This is a genomic window from Rothia sp. HMSC065D02, from assembly GCF_001815285.1.
In the GTDB taxonomy this organism is placed as follows: Bacteria; Actinomycetota; Actinomycetes; order Actinomycetales; family Micrococcaceae; genus Rothia; species Rothia dentocariosa.
Genome location: NZ_KV820089.1, coordinates 138,937 through 158,297, shown reverse-complemented (window position 1 = coordinate 158,297; position 19,361 = coordinate 138,937). Strand labels below are relative to the sequence as shown.

Genomic DNA, 19,361 nt, shown 5'->3' with positions numbered 1-19,361 from the left:
TTTTATATCGTATTTGGCATACCAATTTTTGCGATATATTGGCTGTATGGAACAAGCATCACAGACCAAAGGTCCGGATGGACCCCTTACCGATCAGCTGATCAAATTCGGTAAGTTCTTCTCTCGCTGGGACGAGACTGATGACGGTCGTGCGGTTTTCCGTGAAGGTGGTCGCAAAGGCGATACCTTCTACCGCGACCGCTGGAGCCATGATAAAGAAGTTCGCTCAACCCACGGTGTGAACTGTACCGGCTCCTGCTCATGGAAGGTGTATGTCAAAGACGGCATTATCACCTGGGAAGCACAGCAGACCGACTATCCCACAGTCGGTCCCGACCGCCCCGAATACGAACCGCGCGGATGCCCCCGTGGCGCTGCATTCTCGTGGTACACCTACTCGCCGACCCGCGTGAAATACCCTTATGTGCGCGGTCTGCTCCTCGAAATGTACCGCGAAGCAAAAGCCCTGCACAGCGACCCGGTTGAAGCATTCCACTCCATCGTCTCCGACCCCGTCAAACGCAACCGCTACATCAGCGCGCGCGGTAAAGGCGGATTGGTGCGCTCCACCTGGGCAGAAGCACTCGAAATCGTAGCCGCCGCCCACGTGCACACCATTAAGTACTACGGACCCGACCGCTGCACCGGCTTCACCCCGATTCCCGCAATGTCGATGGTCTCCTTCAGTGCCGGTGTGCGCTTTATCCAGCTCATCGGCGGCGTGATGACCAGCTTCTACGACTGGTATGCCGACCTTCCCGTAGCATCGCCGCAGGTCTTCGGCGACCAGACTGACGTGCCCGAATCCGGTGACTGGTGGGATGCTTCCTACCTCATCATGTGGGGGTCAAACATCCCCGTCACCCGTACCCCGGATGCCCACTGGGTTGCCGAGGTGCGCTACCGCGGTACCAAGGTTGTCTCAGTCAGCCCTGACTATGCCGACAACACCAAATTCGCCGACGAATGGTTGCCCGCACAGGCAGGTACCGATGCTGCGCTCGCAATGGCTATGGGTCACGTGATTCTCAAGGAAAATTACGTGGATCAGCGCGTGGAGTTCTTCGAAGACTTTGCCCTGACCTACACCGACCTGCCCTTCTTGGTTACCCTCGAAACTCGTGAAGACGGCACGAAGGTTCCCTCGAAGTTCCTGACCGCCGCATCCCTGGCGGGGGAGCAGCACCAGGAAAACGCCGATTTCAAGACCGCCATGATGGATCGCGAAACCGGCGAGGTCTTTGTTCCCAACGGTACGATGGGTCACCGCTACTCCGAATCCGATCAGGGTAAATGGAACCTTGAATTGGACGGGCGCAAACCCATTCTCTCGATTCGCGATCTGCCGCAGGGCGAGTCCGCCGCTGTCGAGATCAAGATGCCGACCTTCGATAACCCCAAGGGCCACGGCGACATCATGACCCGCGGCGTGCCCGTCACCTACGTTGAGGGTCAGGAAGTTACCACCGTCTTCGACTTGATGCTTGCTACCTACGGTATCGGTCGCCCCGGCTTGCCCGGCGACTGGGCCAAGGATTACGAAGACTGGTCGATTCAGAACACCCCGGCATGGCAGGAGCAGATTACTTCAGTTCCGCCGGAGGCCGTTATTCGCGTGGCGCGCGAATTTGCGCAGAACGCTATTGACTCTCACGGTCGTTCTATGATTATCTTCGGTGCCGGTATTTGCCAGTGGTACCACGCGGATACAACCTACCGCGCTATCTTGGCTCTGCTGAACCTGACCGGCTGCCAGGGCCGCAACGGCGGCGGCTGGGCTCACTACGTGGGTCAGGAGAAGGCACGTCCGCTCACCGGTTTGACCAATATGGCAAACGCTTTGGACTGGAGCCGCCCGCCGCGTCATATGATCGGCACCGGTTTCTGGTACATGCATACCGACCAGTTCCGCCAGGACGGTTACTCCACCGATTACCTGCAGTCCCCGCTGGGCACCGGCGAGCTCAAGGGAGTACACACTGCGGATGTTGTCGCGCGCTCCACCCGTATGGGCTGGATGCCGTTCTACCCGCAGTTCCCCGAGAACTCGCTCGACCTCGCCGATAAGGCAGAGGCGGCAGTAGCGCGCGGAGAAGCCAAGGATAACGCCGATTATGTGGCACAGCGCCTGAACTCCGGCGACCTTGAATTCTCTGTTGAAGACGTCGATAATCCCGTGAACTGGCCGCGTACCCTGATGCTGTGGCGCTCAAACCTCTTCGGTTCCTCCGCTAAGGGTGAGAGCTACTTCCTCAAGCACCTTGTCGGCAGCATGGACAACGTGCAGGGCGCCGATCATGAGGAATCCATTCCGCGTGAGGTCACCTGGTACCAGGAAGCACCGCAAGGCAAGCTCGATCTGCTGGTCACCTCGGACTTCCGCATGACCACCACGACCCTGCTTTCGGATGTTGTGCTCCCCACCGCTACCTGGTACGAGAAGCACGATATTTCCTCGACCGATATGCACCCCTTCCTGCACGCGTTCTCGCCTGCTATCGACCCGCCGTGGGAAGCACGAACCGATCACGATACCTTCAAGGCTCTCTCATACGAGTTCACACGCCAGGCCAAGAAACACCTGGGCACCCGCAAGGATATTGTTTCGGTTCCGCTCCTGCACGATACCCCCGGTCAGATCAAGCAACCCGGCGGTCATGCACCCGACTGGAAGAGCACTCCCGGCATGTTAGGTGTTCCCGGTAAGAACATGCCGAACTTCATGACTGTCGAACGCGACTACAGCGCGATGTACGATATGTACACCTCTGTAGGCCCGCTTTTCGACAAGGTTGGTGCCACCACCAAATACGTGACGTACGATCTGAAGGACGAAGTCGCTCAGATGGCGAAGGAATTTGGTGTAATGGACTCCGGTAAGGGCGCGGGTCGTCCTGCACTGGATACCGACACCAAGCTCGCCGAGTCGATTTTGCGCATCTCTGGTACTTCCAACGGTGAGGTGGCCCTTAAGGGCTTCAAGGAACTTGAGAAGCAGACCGGTCTGCACCTGATGGATCTTGCCGAGGGTAACGAGGAACGTAAGATTACCTTCCCCATGACCCAGGCAGCCCCACAGTCCGTGATGACCTCTCCCGAGTGGTCCGGTTCGGAAACCGGCGGCCGCCGTTATGCGCCGTTCACCGTGAACATTGAAAAGAAGAAGCCGTTCCATACCCTAACCGGTCGTATGCACTTCTTCTTGGATCACGACTGGATGCACGAAATGGGCGAGGCGCTGCCGATTTACCGTCCCCCGCTGGATATGACCGGGCTCTTCAAAGAACCCGAAATCGGTACTACCGACGGCGTTTCGGTTGCAGTGCGTTACCTAACCCCGCACAACAAGTGGGCTATTCACTCCCAGTACTTCGACAACCAGCATATGCTGACCCTCTTCCGCGGTGGTCAGACTGCCTGGATGAGCCCCCAGGATGCCGAGAAGATCGGCGTCAAGGACGGCGAATGGATCGAATGTGTGAACACCAATGGTGTGTTCGTGGGTCGTGCGGTTGTCTCGCACCGTATGCCTGAGGGCGTGTGCTACGTGCACCACGCTCAGGAGCGTATGATGACGCCGAAGACCGAAACCACCGGCAAACGCGGCGGTATTCACAACTCTATGACCCGCATCCTACTCAAGCCGACCCATATGATTGGCGGCTACGCACACCTGGCATTCGCTTTCAATTATCTCGGACCGACCGGCAACCAGCGTGACATTGTCTCGTATATTCGCCGTCGCAAGTCGCAGGAGGTTACATTCTAATGCGTGTTATGGCACAAGTTGCAATGGTGATGGCGCTTGATAAGTGCATTGGCTGCCACACCTGCTCCGTGACCTGTAAACAGGCATGGACAAACCGTTCCGGTACCGAGTATGTGTGGTTCAACAACGTTGAGACCCGCCCCGGTCAGGGCTACCCGCGCCGCTACGAGGACCAAGAAAAGTGGAAGGGCGGCTGGGTGCTGAACAAGCGCGGTCGTCTGGAGCTCAAGAGCGGTAACCGCTTCCAGAAGCTCTTCTCCATTTTCGCCTCGCCGATTCAGCCCGAGCTCAGCGACTACTATGAGCCCTGGACTTACGACTACCAGAATCTCACCACCGCACCTCTAGGCGATGACTTCCCCGTGGCTAAGCCGGTATCGATGATTACCGGTCAGGACGCCAAGATTCAATGGGGTCTGAACTGGGACGATAACCTGGGCGGCGCCCCCGAGCACGGTCACCTTGACCCGCTTGTGGAGAAGGTGCGCAAGAAGGCCGAGGACAAGATTAAATTCGAGTTCGAGCAGACCTTCATGTTTTACCTGCCGCGTATTTGTGAGCACTGCCTGAACCCGTCCTGTATGGCGGCATGCCCCTCCGGCGCTATCTACAAGCGAGCCGAGGACGGCATCGTGCTGGTCGATCAGGATCGCTGCCGTGGCTGGCGTCAGTGCATTACCGGCTGCCCCTACAAGAAGGTGTACTTCAACCACAAGACGGGTAAGGCAGAGAAATGTACGTTCTGCTACCCCCGTATCGAGGCCGGTATTCCGACCGTATGTGCCGAGACCTGCGTGGGTCGTATGCGCTATATCGGTATCTTCCTCTACGATGCAGACCGCGTGACTGAGGCAGCATCCGTTGCCGATGAGAAAGACCTGTACGAGTCGCAGCTTTCGCTCATGCTCGATCCTTCGGACCCCGAGATTATTCGTTTGGCACGCGAGAACGATATTCCCGAGGCATGGATTACCGCAGCCCAGAAGTCGCCCGTGTACAAGCTGGCAAAGGAATGGAAGGTTGCACTTCCGCTGCACCCCGAATACCGCACCATGCCGATGGTCTGGTACGTTCCGCCGCTGTCGCCGATTGTGGATCTGCTCAAGGACCAGGGACACGATGCTGAGAACAGCCAGAACCTGTTCGGCGCGATCGAGGCGCTGCGCATCCCCGTTGAATACCTTGCTGAGCTGTTTACCGCTGGCGATACCGAGGTCGTGACCTTCGTGCTCAAGCGCCTAGCCGCAATGCGCGCCTACATGCGTGACATTAATTTGGGCGGCGAAGGCAATGAAGAGATCGCAAACTCGGTGGGTATGACCGGTGCGCAGATGTACGAAATGTACCGTCTGATGGCGATTGCTAAGTACAACGAGCGTTATGTGATTCCTCCGGCTCATATGGAAGATGCGCACAACCTCGAAGAGATGGGATGCTCGCTGAGCGTTGATGGTGGTCCCGGCATGTACGGTGACGCATTCAACGACATGGAAGGTCGCCCGACCCCCGTCTCGACCGGCGTATATGAGAGCTCTAACAAGGTGAGCCTCTTTAGCTGGGATGGGAACTCGCGTCCGGATGGTCTGTTCCCGAATACCACCGGAAAGAAGTAAGTAGTGGCTGGATTCTTTTCCAAGCTTATGGGCAAAGCCGATTCCGGGAACACCCCGGAATCGGCGCAAGCCGCGCACGATAACATTGATCCGTTTGATCGTGACTATGGTGCAGGTGAAGACCGCGACTCGGTGATTTACCAGGTCAGCGGCATGCTGTTGAGCTATCCGACGGAAGAAACTCTTGATCTTCTGCCGGAGTTTACGCGCTTGGCGCAGGCAACTGAGAATCCCGATTTCGCGCAGGCCGTGCAAACCGTTGCGGATTGGCTTACGGCTCGCGAGCTTGAAGAAGTTCAGAGCGACTACGTGCAGGAATACGACCTCTCCCGCAGGCACGCTCTGCACCTCTCTTACTGGACGGATGGCGATACTCGCCGTCGCGGCGAAACCCTTCTTCGATTTAAGAAAATGTATCGCGATTCGGGGATGCTCACCCGCCTTAACGGGGAACTTCCCGACTATTTACCTCTCGTCTTGGAGTTTGCGGCGCTGGTGGATCGTCGCCAGGGTCGCGCAGCGCTTCAAGCATACCGTCCCTCATTAGAGCTGCTTCGTTTAGCGCTTCGGGACGGAGACCTCCCACACTACGGGTTATTACAGAGTATCTGCAATACCCTCCCCGGTGTCTCTCCCGAGACTCAGGAACAGGTGCAGCAGATGGCGGGTTATGGCCCGCCCGTTGAGACCGTTGGTCTGAGCGGGTATGCCGATCCGCGGCTGACCCAAGTTAACCCTAATAATATTTAGACCCCTCAAATTAGGAGTACATCGTGTACGCACTCGCATCCGAGCACGCAGCACATGCGGTGCCTGTCGGCGAGCCGGGGATTGTAGACACCCTCCTGTGGGGCGTGCTTCCCTATGTCACTATTCTTGTTCTGATCGGCGGCACCATTTGGCGTTACCGTACCGATCAGTTTAGTTGGACCACTCGATCATCACAGATTTATGAATCCAAGATGCTGCGTCTGGGATCACCTCTATTCCACTACGGTCTAGCCGCCGTGTTTATGGGACACGTGGGCGGTCTAGTGGTGCCTAAGATGCTCACAGACCTCGTGGTGGACGACCACACTTATCACATTGTCGCTTTGGTGGGCGGTTCCGCAGCCGCTGCAGCAACTATTCTTGGTTTGTTCCTGCTTCTGTGGCGTCGTCGTCGTAATGCACAGGTTTTCTCTGCAACGACGATGAACGATAAGTTTATGTACTTTGTGCTGGTCGCCGTCATTCTGGCGGGTACCGCCGCAACTTTGATTTCCGCTTTTGACCCCTCGGGCGGTCTGCCCCCGGTTAACGGGCATGAGGTGGAGTTCAACTACCGCACCTCCATTGCGGTGTGGTTCCGTTCTATCTTCTACTTCCACCCAGAGGTAGCGTTGATGGTGAATGTGCCTGTCGCCTTCAAGATTCACATCATTGTGGCTATGGTGCTGTTCATTATCTGGCCTTTCACTCGTTTGGTGCATGCACTGACCATGCCGCTGCACTACCTGTTCCGTCCCTACACCATCTACCGTTCTCGCGGCAATGAGCGCGTGGGCGCACGTCGTGGTTGGGACAACCCGCAAGAGGTGCTCCCACGTGAGCGCGTCAATCGCTAACAATATACACACAACACATAACACAAAGAGGAATAATGAGTGCTCCCACTGCTGAGAGTTACGACCTAAAAAAGGGGCAGCTTTTTAACCTGCTGCTGGTTACCTTCGCCTCAACCGTTGGGTTCTGGGCGTGGACGATTGTCGGTCCGCTTGCGAAGTACTACGCCAAGCCGGATCAGATGCATTTGAACCCGGGAACTACGAGTTTGCTGGTTGCTATGCCTATCTTTATTGGTGCGATTGGGCGTATTCCGGTTGGTGGTCTAACCGATAAGTACGGTGGGCGCATCATGATGAGTCTGGTACTTGCCGTCAGCACTCCGCTGGTGCTCTTGGTCGGTGTTGCCGGCTCGATGAAGTCGTTCCCCCTGATATTGGTCTTCTCGTTCCTGCTGGGTATCGCCGGTACCGTGTTCGCGGTGGGTATTCCGTTCAGCTCCGCTTGGTACCCGCCCGCTCGTAAGGGCTTTGCAACCGGTGTTTTCGGCGCTGGTATGGTCGGTACCGCTCTGTCAGCGTTCTTTACTCCGCGCCTGATGAACCTCGTGGGTTATATGAATACCCACTACATCATTGCGGCTCTGTGCGCGGTAACCGCCATTATCTCATTCTTGTTCCTGCGTGATTCACCGGCTACCGCTAACCGCGAGGTTACCCCGCTGATGCCGAAGATCATTCGGGCGTTCAAGGTGAAGTCAACCTGGCAGCTGTGCTTCCTGTACTCGGTAGTATTCGGTGGCTTTGTGGCGTTCTCGAACTACCTGCCGACCTACCTGAACAATATCTACAGTTTCAACTCTGAAGATGCTGGTGCTCGTGCCGCAGGCTTCGCGGCGGCTGCCGTGATCGCTCGTCCCTTCGGCGGTATCTTGGCTGATAAGTTTGGTCCGAAGATTATTACCTTCATTGCGTTGGGCGGTGTGTCGGTTTTGGCTCTGGTTACCGCATTTCAGCCGGATGCTGAGCATGTCTACGGTCCCATCTTCTTGGCGATGGCAGCTCTGCTGGGCTTGGGTTCCGGCTCGGTCTTCGGTTGGGTTGGCCGCGCGGCTGACCCGAAGAACGTGGGTGCGGTCTCCGGCGTGATCGCTGCTGCCGGCGCTTTTGGCGGCTTCTTCCCGCCGCTGGTGATGGGTGCAACCTACGATGCCGCACATCGTAACTACTTTATCGGTCTAACTCTGTTGGCTGTAACTGCAGCTGTGGCCTTTGCCTCGGCATTCTTGGTCAAGCATGGCGGTAAGCCGGAACATCATAAGGCTGATGCCGTAGCGAAGTAGTAGCTGAGTTTTTCACTCAATTGTTTGTTTCCATGGCTCTGGCCGTTCCCTGCTCTGAGGGAGCGGCCAGAGCTTTTTACGTGAGTTTCGTACCCTAAAACCAATATGGGGTGGCGGTCACAAATTCGGAACAGATGGCTCTGAACGTAAATACCTCTAATTTATTGATTACAATGCAGGTTTTGGCCGACGCTGCCGGTGGTCTAGGCGGGTTCTTCCCGCCGCTGGTGATGGGTGCAGCCTACGACGCTGCCGCAAACAGCTACTTTTAACGGATAGATGCTCTTATCTGTAACGGCTGCCGCCAGAGGGGGGATGACGCTCCTGTATGTGGCGGTAAGAAATCGCTCGCCGTGCCGTAACAGGTGGTCGCATGTATGCCGATAAACCCTTATAACATACGTGTCACAGGGCATATGTAGCTAGAAGTTTGAGCCCACAATATGGGAAAATTAGTACTGTATATACACAACAGTACTGTTGTGAACCGCTAACGGTTTGCGCCGAATAGGAGAAGATATTATGTCTTTCATCGATCGTCATCTCGGCCCCCGTTCCGCAGACGCTGAGCAGATGCTCAAAGCCCTGGGATATGATTCCCTGGGAGCTCTGATGGACGACGCTGTCCCGCCTCAGATTCGCCTTCACGGCGAGCTTGATCTTCCCGATCCGTTGACAGAGCAGGATGCACTCGCCAAGATCGCCGAGTATGCCGCCGAGAACAAAGTTTATACGCAGATGATTGGCGAAGGCTATTACGATGCCGTAACCCCCGCCGTTCTGCGCCGCAACATTCTTGAAAACCCCGGATTTTACACCTCGTACACCCCCTACCAGGCTGAAATTTCGCAGGGTCGTCTGGAGGCTCTGCTGAATTTCCAGAACGTGGTTATGGAACTCACCGGCCTGGATATTGCGAATGCTTCCCTACTCGATGAGGCAAGCGCGGTTGCGGAGGCGGTTGTGATGATGCACCGCGCCAACCGTAAGGTTAAGAACGGTTTCTTCGCGATTGATTCTCGGTGCCTACCGCAGGTTCTTGCCGTGGTACGCGGTCGTGCCGAACTTCTTGACATTCCGTTCGTGGTCACCGATTTCTCGGAGGGGCTGCCCGAGGGCGATCTGTACGGTGTGGTGCTTGCATACCCCGCATCCGACGGGGAAATTCGTGACATTGAACCGCTGGTGAAAGCGGCCAAGGAACGTAACGCCCTAGTGACCGTGGACGCCGATTTGTTGGCGCTCACCCTGCTGAAGTCTCCGGGGGAACTCGGCGCTGATATTGCCGTGGGCAATACCCAGCGTTTCGGTTTGCCCTTCTTCTTTGGTGGTCCGCATGCCGCCTACATGGCCGTGCATAAGGGTATGGAACGCACTATGCCGGGCCGTCTGGTCGGTGTGTCGCAGGATTCCGCCGGTAAGCCTTCGTACCGTTTGTCTCTGCAGACCCGCGAACAGCACATTCGTCGCGAGAAGGCTACCAGTAACATCTGTACCGCCCAGGCTTTGCTGGCGATTGTTGCCGGTGCTTACGCTGTGTATCACGGTCCCGAGGGGCTGCGTGCTATCGCCGAACGTCTGCATACTAACGCGGCTCGTGTAGCGACAGCCTTGGAAAGCGTCGGATACGGTATTGCCTTTGAGCATTTCTTTGACACCGTGGTGGTTGAGACACCGGCTCGCGCAGACGATCTTGTAGCCAAGGCGCTTGAGGCTGGCATTAATATTCGCCGTATCAACGAAAACCGCGTGGGTATTTCGGTCGGTGAATCTCATGATGACCGAGTTCTGGAGCGTCTGGTAAAGGCATTTGGCGCAGAACTTCCCTCCGAGGCAGATGCCAAGTTCAGCATTCCCGCAAATCTGCTCCGTACCGATGAGTACATGCAGCACCCCGTCTTCCATAAGTACCGTTCCGAGACCGAGATGATGCGCTACCTGCGCCACCTCTCTGATAAGGATTTGGCTCTGGACCGCACGATGATTCCTCTGGGTTCGTGCACTATGAAACTCAACGCGGCTGCGGAAATGGAACCGATTTCCTGGCCCGAATTTGCGAATATTCACCCGCTTGCACCCGCCGATCAGGCTCAGGGCTGGCATAAGCTCATCAAGGAACTTTCCGACTGGCTGGTCGCTATCACCGGATACGATGTCGTATCTTTGCAGCCGAACTCCGGTGCAACCGGTGAGTACGGTGGTCTGCGTGCTATTCGTGCCTACCACGAGGCTAACGGTGATCACGAGCGTGATACCGTGCTTATTCCGCTTTCGGCGCACGGCACGAATGCCGCATCCGCAGCGCTTGCTGGGCTCAAGGTTGCGGGTGTGGCGACCGCATCCGACGGCTCGATTGATGTTGATGATCTGAAGGCGAAGATTGAGAAGTACGGCGATAAGATCGCTGGCATCATGATTACTTATCCCTCGACGCACGGCGTGTTTGAGCCTCAGGTATCTGAGGTTTGCGAGCTTGTGCATGCCGCGGGCGGTCAGGTTTACCTGGATGGTGCAAACCTGAACGCGCAGATGGGCTTCGCACAGCCGGGTAAGTTTGGCGGCGATATTTCCCATCTGAACCTGCACAAGACCTTCTCCATTCCACACGGCGGTGGCGGTCCCGGTGTTGGGCCTCTTGCTGCTCGTGAGCATCTGGCGAAGTACCTTCCCGGCGATGCCGCGACTGCGGATGCCGAAGGCAAGCTGCCTAGCGGCGCGGCACTTCCGATTGCGCAGGCGTTCTTTGGCTCTGCCGGTGTGCTTCCCATTAGCTGGATGTACATTGCTATGAGCGGTGCTGAGGGCTTGAAAAAGTCTTCGGAGTACGCGGTGCTGAACGCAAACTACGTGGCGAAAAAGCTCAACGATAAGTTCCCTGTGCTCTACACCGGCAACGCAAACCTGGTGGGTCACGAGTGCATCCTAGATATTCGTGAGCTTACCGACCGTTCCCATGTGACCGCCGAAGACGTGTGTAAGCGTCTGATGGACTTCGGTTTCCATGCGCCTACTCTTGCGTTCCCAGTTCCGGGCACTTTGATGATGGAGCCGACCGAATCGGAGTCGAAGGAAGAACTCGATCGCTTTATTGAGGCGATGGAGACTATCTACGGCGAAATTCTTGAGGTTGCCGAAGGCAAGGTCGCAGTGGAAGATTCCGTGCTGCGCAACGCTCCGCATACGGTGGATGTTGTTTCTGCCGACGAGTGGGATCGCCCGTACAGCCGCACTCAGGCTGCCTTCCCGGTTCCTTCGCTTCGCGCCAACAAGTACTTTACGCCTGTGGGTCGTATTGACGGTGCGGGCGGAGATCGTCACTTCGTTTGCGAATGCCCTCCGATGGAGGCATTCGATCTTGAAGCTCACGCCGAGTAGCTTCGATGATTCGATGAACTTCTGTGTGTCCCGCGTTTTTCGCCTGTTTGTTAGGAGGCGGGGGAGCGGGGCGCCCGGAAGGCTTACCGTACACACATAAAATAGAATGAATGTTCTTAAAAACAAGAATAATCGTTCTGGTATAAACCGTTCTGGCACAAAGCAGTGTATATGACTATGTACTAAGGAGAAACATGTCACCCAAGAAGACCGCACTCTACCCCGTCCACGAAAAGCTAGGCGCCGCATTTACCGACTTCGGCGGCTGGGATATGCCGCTCAAATACGCCAACGATGTTGCCGAGCATCAGGCTGTGCGCACCCGCGCCGGTATTTTCGACCTCTCCCACATGGGCGAGTTCCGCATCACCGGGCCCGATGCCGCTGCATTCCTCGACTACGCTCTGGTCTCCAACATGTCCGTACTCAAGCCTGGTCGCGCCAAGTACTCGATTCTCGCCAACGACAAGGGCGGCGTGATTGACGACCTTATCACCTACCGCTTGGGCGACGAAGAATTCTTGGTTGTGCCCAATGCCGCCAATATTGATAACGATTTTGCGGCCATGAGCGAGCGTCTGGGTAATTTTGATGTGAAGTTCGTCAACGAATCTGACGACACCTCCCTAATTGCTGTGCAAGGACCGCGTGCCGAAGAAATTCTGCTTGCGGCTGGTGCCTCCGATGAGGATGCGGTACGCGAGCTCAAATACTACGCTTCCGTTCCGGTCACCATCGCCGGGGTAGATGTACTTCTGGCACGTACCGGCTACACCGGCGAGGACGGTTTCGAGCTCTTTGTGCCGAACGCCAACGCTGTGAAACTGTGGGATGCGCTCGCCGCCGCTGGTGAGCCCTTTGGCTTGACCCCGGCAGGTTTGGCGGCACGCGATTCGCTGCGTTTGGAAGCTGGTATGCCGCTGTACGGTCATGAGCTGGGCCTGGATATTACCCCCTTCGAGTCCGGCTTGGGTCGCCTAGTTGAGATCGCTTTGGAGAAGAAGACCGCCGATTTCGTGGGCCGCACCGCCCTGACCGAACTGGCGAAGTCCCCGTCGGAGCGTATCCTGGTTGGGCTGAAAGCTCAGGCAAAGCGCCCGGCACGTGCGGGTTCGTTCCTCGTCGATGCCGAGGGTAATCAAATCGGTGAGGTAACCTCCGGTATTCCTTCCCCGACCCTGGGTTACCCGATAGCAATGGCACTGGTGAAGCGCGAATTCTCTGAGGTCGGTTCCGAGGTGGATGTGGATATTCGCGGTAAGCGTGCAACTTTTGACGTGGTCTCGCTTCCGTTCTACAAGCGCGAGAAGTAAATACTGCTTCATCTCAGGTAACCCGAGCAAGAGGCATAGGGCGGGTGAATGTGCTGAGGTATATTTACCCGCCCTTCAGCATGCCTGTGTCGGTATATCGACTCGAAGTTTATCGCACAGGCAAGCCCGGGCGCGCACGCAAACATAATCTCGCCTTAGTTTATCCATGACTTGAAGTAAGCTAGGATGAACTCAGCAGGTTGCAAGATGCTCGGTGAGCATAAACCTCAGGGAAAACCAGCAGACAATGAAGGCTGCATACCGTCTTCGGGTGGTTACACCGTGAGAATATAAACGGACGAACCGCCGCATATAAAACCTGGCGGGCAAGCGCATACTCACACAGATGAAGGAATAATGTGGCACTAGATACTGGCGTTCCAAGTAGTGTGCAAAAACAAGCCGAAGCGCTCGAATATGATATTAGCGTGTTCGAGCTCTTTAGCATCGGCATAGGTCCTTCCAGCTCCCACACCGTAGGGCCGATGCGCGCCTCCAACCGTTTTATCGCCGAACTTATTGACACCAACCTGCTCTCACGCACCACGAAAGTGCATATCGACCTGTATGGATCACTCGCCGCAACCGGGGCAGGGCACGGCACCATGAGTGCGGCGCTCAAAGGGCTGTGCGGGCATGTGCCCGAAACAATCTGCCTCACCGAGGCAGACGCCATGATCGAGCGTAATAGCGTGGACGGCACTCTGCCGCTCGCCGGGTATCCTTCCAGTATGTACGGTGCGACGGCTCCCTGCGGCGAGGAGGGCAAAGTTTACGGACCGGTTCTGAACTACCGAGAACTCGATATAACCCTGCGCCCCTTGACCGTGCTTCCGCGCCACACAAACGGTATTAAGATCGCCGCATTCGAGGGCGAGAAGATGCTTTTGGAGCGCACCTATTTTTCCATTGGCGGTGGATTTATTGTCGAAGGTGACGAGCCCGCAACCGGGGGAGCATCCCTGGAACACCCACCCTACCCGTTCGGTTCCGGCGCCGAGCTCCTAGATATGGCGAACGAGGCCGGGATGAGTATTGCCCAACTCAAAATGACGAACGAGTGTTCGCTTCGCAGCGAGACCGAGGTACGTCAAGGAATTCTGCACATCTACAAGGTTATGAAGGAATGCATCGGGTCTTCACTATCGCGTGTCGGTTACCTGCCTGGACCCCTCAAGGTACGCTGCCGCGCCGGGGCATGGCACCGCGACCTAATGACCGAAGACCCCAATAAATCGCCCGAATACGCCATCGACTGGGTGAACCTAATCGCGCTCGCCGTGAACGAAGAGAATGCGTTTGGCGGCCGCGTGGTGACGGCGCCGACAAATGGTGCATCCGGCATTATTCCGGCGGTTTTGCACTATGCGATGAACTATACGCCCGGAATACGGCATTGCGGTCGGGGCAAGCGTGAGGATGCGGTGATCGACTTTTTCTTGGCCGCCGCAGCAATCGGGGTGCTGTATAAGAAGCGTGCCTCAATTTCCGGTGCCGAGGTGGGGTGCCAAGGAGAGGTAGGCAGCGCCAGCTCGATGGCCGCCGCCGGTCTTGCTCAGGTTTTGGGCGGTACGAACGAGCAGATTGAAAACGCCGCAGAGATTGCGATGGAGCATAACCTGGGGCTGACTTGTGACCCTGTGGGCGGGTTGGTGCAGATTCCGTGCATTGAACGCAACGCGATGGCCGCGTCGAACGCAGTCACGGCGGCACGCATGGCACTGCGCGGTGACGGTGCGCATCGTGTTTCCCTAGACCAAGTGATCGAAACGATGCGCCAAACCGGCATGGATATGTCACACCGTTACAAGGAAACCTCAATGGGTGGCCTGGCGGTTAACGTGGTGGAATGTTAGCTCCAAAACGGTAGGGGAGCGCTCGCCCGGAAGCCGCAGGGGCATTCAGGGCGAGCGTTTTCTTTATCTTTATTGTGCAGTCGGCTAGAACACCGGTCGAGCGGTTACCGGTACGGCGAAAGACTGGCGGTCTCCCACCCAACCGTTTGTTGGTACCATGCTCTATGTGAGTGACCCGGTGGACGTGCCTGCGCTCAAGAAGGCATCGGTAACGTTTAGTTTCGATATGAAGACTCTTGACTCTGCCGGGTTGGCAGCGTATTCGTGCCGCGATTGACAACCTCCGCTCACCCGATACCGATATTTTTGCCCAGGCAACCCCTTATGTGTACCAGTTCTACCGTATGTATTTTGATATGGCGGATGAGCACGACTGGGAACAATACTTGCCGGATATTCCCGAATCTCAGGTGTGGACTCTTGTGGATCCCATCTGGGATCGGTGCACGGTTGCCTGGGACAATAACAATGTGCTGATTGTGGTGGAAGCCGAGACCGAGTGGGATATTGAGCACGGTATGATGATGGTGCTCCAAAACGGCACGAAACTGGTGAAAGTGGGTATGGCGGTTGAGTCTTACACCAACCCTGACGGCAGTATTTTCTTGCGCGAAGAATAGGCTTAGCAGGGGAGCTTAAGAGTGCGCTCATATGCTATTTCAAAAGCCTAGGAGATATACTGCGGAAACTTCCGGAAGGGCTATAAAAAGCTCACTTGAATCCGGCGCTTGCATCTGCTGTACGGGTGTGGTAGACAAACGCGCGAGCATAGTGTATTGTTAATATTTACGCTTTCCCTGACCTTTGTGCCTTCATATAGCGGTGGGCACGGGCTGAAGGTGACGTTAAACCGTTCGACATCTACTAGCTTTGCACACCGTTTTCGGGGTCTTCATCATGATGTCTTACGGCTCTGTCGCCGGGAGGCAGATTGCTAACAGACATGTCTGTGGAAGGATCCCCATTTTGGTCGCTTCGAGCACCTCTAACCATGACGCCGCTAACGGTGCGGAAAACAATTCCGACCGTCGTATCTCATTCGCAAAAATTAGTGAACCGTTGAAGGTTCCCAACCTGCTGGCTATCCAGACCGACAGCTTCGACCGCCTCGTGGGTAACGAACGCTGGGCAAAGCGTCTGGAAAACGCCCAGGCAGCAGGTGACACCTCTGTACCTGAGAAATCCGGTCTTGCTGAGATCTTCGAGGAGATTTCCCCGATTCGTGATTTCCAGGAAACCATGCAGCTGTCCTTCTCGGATCCGGAATTCTCCGATCCCAAGTACACCATGGAAGAGTGCAAGGATCGTGACGCAACCTATGCGGCACCCCTGTACGTTAAAGCTGAATTCATGAACCTGACCACCGGTGAGGTTAAGCAGCAGACCCTCTTCATGGGCGACTTCCCGCTCATGACCGAATCCGGTACCTTCGTGATTAACGGTACCGAGCGTGTGGTCGTTTCCCAGCTGGTGCGTTCACCCGGTGCATACTTCGAGAAGGCACCCGACCGCACCTCCGATAAGGACATCTACTCAGCACGCGTTATTCCTTCGCGCGGTGCATGGTTTGAGCTTGAAATAGACAAGCGCGATCAGGTGGGTGTGCGCCTGGACCGCAAGCGTAAGCAGTCCGTGACCGTGCTGTTGAAGGCTCTGGGATGGACCGAGGCAAAGATTCTTGCCGAGTTCGGGAACTATGATTCTATTCGTGCAACCCTAGAGAAGGACTCCGTCTCAACCCGCGACGAGGCTCTGCTCGATATCTACCGTAAGCTCCGCCCGGGCGAGCCCCCGACGGTAGAGGCCGCACAGGCGTTGCTCGACAACATGTACTTCACCCCGCGCCGCTATGATCTGGCGAAGGTTGGTCGTTACAAGGTGAACCGTAAGCTCGGTGTAGATGTTCCTCTTGATTCTCCCGAGGCATCGGTACTCAGCCAGGACGACATCGCTCAGATGATCCACTACCTGTGCGCCCTGCACGCTCAGGAGAGCAGCATCCCCGGTAAGCGTGACGGCAAGGAAATTTCCGTTAAGATCGATATCGACGATATTGACCACTTCGGTAACCGCCGCATCCGCACTGTGGGCGAGTTGATTGAGAACCAGATTCGCACCGGTCTTTCTCGCATGGAGCGTGTGGTGCGTGAGCGCATGACCACTCAGGACGTTGATTCCATCACCCCGCAGTCCTTGGTGAACATCCGTCCCGTGGTTGCAGCGATTAAAGAGTTCTTCGGTACTTCGCAGCTTTCGCAGTTCATGGATCAGAACAACCCGCTGGCTGGGCTAACCCACAAGCGTCGTCTTTCGGCGCTGGGCCCCGGCGGTCTTTCCCGCGACCGCGCGGGCATGGAAGTGCGCGACGTGCACCCCTCGCACTACGGTCGTATGTGCCCCATCGAAACCCCTGAAGGTCCGAACATTGGTCTGATCGGTTCGTTGGCAACCTACGGGCGTATCAACTCTTACGGCTTTATCGAGACTCCCTACCGCGTGGTTGAAGATGGTAAGGTCACCGACAAGGTGCGTTACCTGACTGCCGACGACGAGAAGAGCGTTATTATTGCGCAGGCAAACGCCCCGCTGACTAACGAGCGTACCTTTGCTGAGGACGAGGTTCTCTGCCGTGCAGGCGATGGTTCTGGTGAGGCCGTGCTGGTTGCTCCTGGCGCTGTGCAGTACATGGACGTTTCCCCGCGTCAGATGGTGTCTGTGGCAACCGCTCTAATTCCCTACCTTGAGCACGATGACGCAAACCGTGCGTTGATGGGCGCTAACATGCAGCGCCAGGCTGTGCCGCTGTTGGAGTCTGAGGCTCCTGTCGTTGGTACCGGTATGGAGAAGTACGCTGCGCTTGACTCCGGCGATTCCGTGCTGGCGAAGAAGGCTGGCGTGGTATCCGAGGTATCGGCCGATCTGGTGTTGGTCCGCAACGATGACGGCACCACCAGCTCGTACCCGATCATGAAGTTCTCCCGTTCGAACCCGGGCAACTGCTACAACCAGCGTGTTGTGGTGAAGGTCGGTCAGCGTGTGGAGGAGCGTGACGTTATCGCGGACGGCCCTTCGACCGACGGCGGTGAGCTCGCTCTGGGTAAGAACCTGCTCGTGGCATACATGCCCTGGGAAGGTCTGAACTATGAGGATGCGATTATCCTCTCCCAGCGCATGGTTTCCGAGGACGTGCTGACCTCGATTCATATCGAAGAGCACGAAATCGACGCTCGTGACACCAAGCTGGGTCCCGAAGAAATTACCCGCGATATTCCCAACGTTTCTGAGGAAGTTCTCTCTGCACTGGATGACCGCGGTATTATCCACATTGGTGCCGAGGTTGAGGCTGGCGACATCCTGGTCGGTAAGGTAACCCCCAAGGGCGAGACCGAGCTGACCCCTGAAGAGCGTCTGCTGCGCGCAATCTTCGGCGAGAAGTCCCGCGAAGTTCGTGATACTTCTCTGAAGGTTCCCCATGGTGAATCCGGTACCGTGATCGGCGTTCGCATCTTCGACCGTGAAAGCGACGATGAAGACGATCTGCCTCCGGGCGTTAACAAGCTTGTGCGCGTGTACGTTGCGCAGAAGCGTAAGATTACCGACGGCGACAAGCTCGCAGGTCGCCACGGTAACAAGGGCGTTATTTCCAAGATCCTGCCGGTTGAAGACATGCCCTTCTTGGAAGACGGTACTCCCGTTGATGTCATTCTGAACCCGTTGGGCGTGCCCGGTCGTATGAACATCGGCCAGGTGCTTGAGGTTCACACCGGCTGGCTCGCTAAGCAGGGTTGGAAGATTGAGGGTGACCCGGCGTGGCTGAAGAATATGCCGAACTTCCCGAAGGAATCCGGACCCACCCGCCTGGCAACCCCTGTGTTCGACGGCGCTCATGAGGACGAGCTCTTCGACTTGATGGATCACGCGAACCCGAACCGTGACGGCGATCGTCTGATTACTCGCTCCGGCAAGGCACGTCTGATTGATGGTCGTTCGGGTGAGCCGTTCCCTGACCCGATTTCGGTGGGTTACCAGTACATCCTGAAGCTGCACCACCTGGTGGACGACAAGATTCACGCTCGCTCCACCGGTCCTTACTCGATGATTACCCAGCAGCCGTTGGGCGGTAAGGCACAGTTCGGTGGTCAGCGCTTCGGTGAGATGGAAGTGTGGGCGCTGGAAGCATACGGCGCCGCCTACACCCTGCAGGAAATCTTGACCGTCAAGTCTGACGATGTGGCCGGTCGTGTGAAGGTTTACGAGGCGATTGTCAAGGGTGAGAATATCCCCGAGCCGGGCATCCCCGAATCCTTCAAGGTTCTTATTAAAGAAATGCAGTCACTGTGCCTGAACGTCGAGGTACTTTCTACCGACGGGAAGACCATTGAAATGAGCGACTCGGAGGAAGAAGGCTTCCGGGCAGCAGAAGATATGGGCGTGAGCCTAACCCACGAGGAGCCCAGCTCCGTGGACGAGCTCTAATCACAGCCTCTCCTTCGAGGGCAGGGCGTAGTCACGCATGATTTTCGCCCCGCCCATCAACCCCAAGTCTTC

At 56.5% G+C, this 19,361-nt stretch carries 11 protein-coding genes; all 11 read left to right on the top strand.

Going from position 1 to position 19,361, the window contains the following annotated elements; translation table 11 throughout:
• Positions 1–46 precede the first annotated feature (46 nt).
• Positions 47–3,769: a nitrate reductase subunit alpha gene (locus tag HMPREF3016_RS04805; RefSeq protein WP_004005308.1), complete on the top strand. Its 3,723-nt coding sequence runs from the start codon at positions 47–49 to the stop codon at positions 3,767–3,769.
• Positions 3,769–5,382: a nitrate reductase subunit beta gene (gene narH, locus HMPREF3016_RS04800; RefSeq protein WP_048751150.1), complete on the top strand. Its 1,614-nt coding sequence runs from the start codon at positions 3,769–3,771 to the stop codon at positions 5,380–5,382. Before HMPREF3016_RS04805 ends, narH begins: the two co-directional genes overlap by 1 nt.
• Before the next feature lie 3 nt (positions 5,383–5,385).
• Positions 5,386–6,132 (top strand): nitrate reductase molybdenum cofactor assembly chaperone, encoded by a 747-nt coding sequence (gene narJ, locus HMPREF3016_RS04795; RefSeq protein WP_070740581.1) that lies wholly within the window; start codon positions 5,386–5,388, stop codon positions 6,130–6,132.
• 23 nt (positions 6,133–6,155) lie between these two features.
• Positions 6,156–6,989: a respiratory nitrate reductase subunit gamma gene (gene narI / locus HMPREF3016_RS04790; protein WP_070740578.1), complete on the top strand. Its 834-nt coding sequence runs from the start codon at positions 6,156–6,158 to the stop codon at positions 6,987–6,989.
• A 35-nt stretch (positions 6,990–7,024) separates the two neighbouring features.
• Entirely contained in the window at positions 7,025–8,269 is a 1,245-nt protein-coding gene (locus tag HMPREF3016_RS04785) for an MFS transporter (protein WP_070534484.1), read from the top strand.
• A 134-nt stretch (positions 8,270–8,403) separates the two neighbouring features.
• On the top strand, positions 8,404–8,541 hold the full coding sequence (locus HMPREF3016_RS11045) for a hypothetical protein (protein WP_168162142.1): 138 nt from the start codon (positions 8,404–8,406) through the stop codon (positions 8,539–8,541).
• 250 nt (positions 8,542–8,791) lie between these two features.
• Positions 8,792–11,644 (top strand): aminomethyl-transferring glycine dehydrogenase, encoded by a 2,853-nt coding sequence (gcvP, locus tag HMPREF3016_RS04780; protein WP_070740575.1) that lies wholly within the window; start codon positions 8,792–8,794, stop codon positions 11,642–11,644.
• Between the two features lie 194 nt (positions 11,645–11,838).
• Positions 11,839–12,957, top strand: a complete 1,119-nt coding sequence (gene gcvT, locus HMPREF3016_RS04775; RefSeq protein WP_070627486.1) for a glycine cleavage system aminomethyltransferase GcvT — start codon at positions 11,839–11,841, stop codon at positions 12,955–12,957.
• A gap of 359 nt (positions 12,958–13,316) precedes the next feature.
• Positions 13,317–14,813: an L-serine ammonia-lyase gene (locus tag HMPREF3016_RS04770; protein ID WP_070740572.1), complete on the top strand. Its 1,497-nt coding sequence runs from the start codon at positions 13,317–13,319 to the stop codon at positions 14,811–14,813.
• A gap of 236 nt (positions 14,814–15,049) precedes the next feature.
• Positions 15,050–15,433, top strand: a complete 384-nt coding sequence (locus HMPREF3016_RS04765) for a DUF6985 domain-containing protein (protein WP_246828460.1) — start codon at positions 15,050–15,052, stop codon at positions 15,431–15,433.
• A 346-nt stretch (positions 15,434–15,779) separates the two neighbouring features.
• Positions 15,780–19,289: a DNA-directed RNA polymerase subunit beta gene (gene rpoB / locus HMPREF3016_RS04760; RefSeq protein ID WP_048754765.1), complete on the top strand. Its 3,510-nt coding sequence runs from the start codon at positions 15,780–15,782 to the stop codon at positions 19,287–19,289.
• Positions 19,290–19,361 lie beyond the last annotated feature (72 nt).

What these genes read in the sequence shown, in the direction of transcription:
- gcvP (WP_070740575.1), top strand. Translation starts at nt 8,792, where the DNA reads ATGTCTTTCATCGATCGTCATCTCGGCCCCCGTTCCGCAGACGCTGAG.
- HMPREF3016_RS11045 (WP_168162142.1), top strand. Translation starts at nt 8,404, where the DNA reads ATGGCTCTGAACGTAAATACCTCTAATTTATTGATTACAATGCAGGTT.
- HMPREF3016_RS04805 (WP_004005308.1), top strand. Translation starts at nt 47, where the DNA reads ATGGAACAAGCATCACAGACCAAAGGTCCGGATGGACCCCTTACCGAT.
- gcvT (WP_070627486.1), top strand. Translation starts at nt 11,839, where the DNA reads ATGTCACCCAAGAAGACCGCACTCTACCCCGTCCACGAAAAGCTAGGC.
- narH (WP_048751150.1), top strand. Translation starts at nt 3,769, where the DNA reads ATGCGTGTTATGGCACAAGTTGCAATGGTGATGGCGCTTGATAAGTGC.
- HMPREF3016_RS04785 (WP_070534484.1), top strand. Translation starts at nt 7,025, where the DNA reads ATGAGTGCTCCCACTGCTGAGAGTTACGACCTAAAAAAGGGGCAGCTT.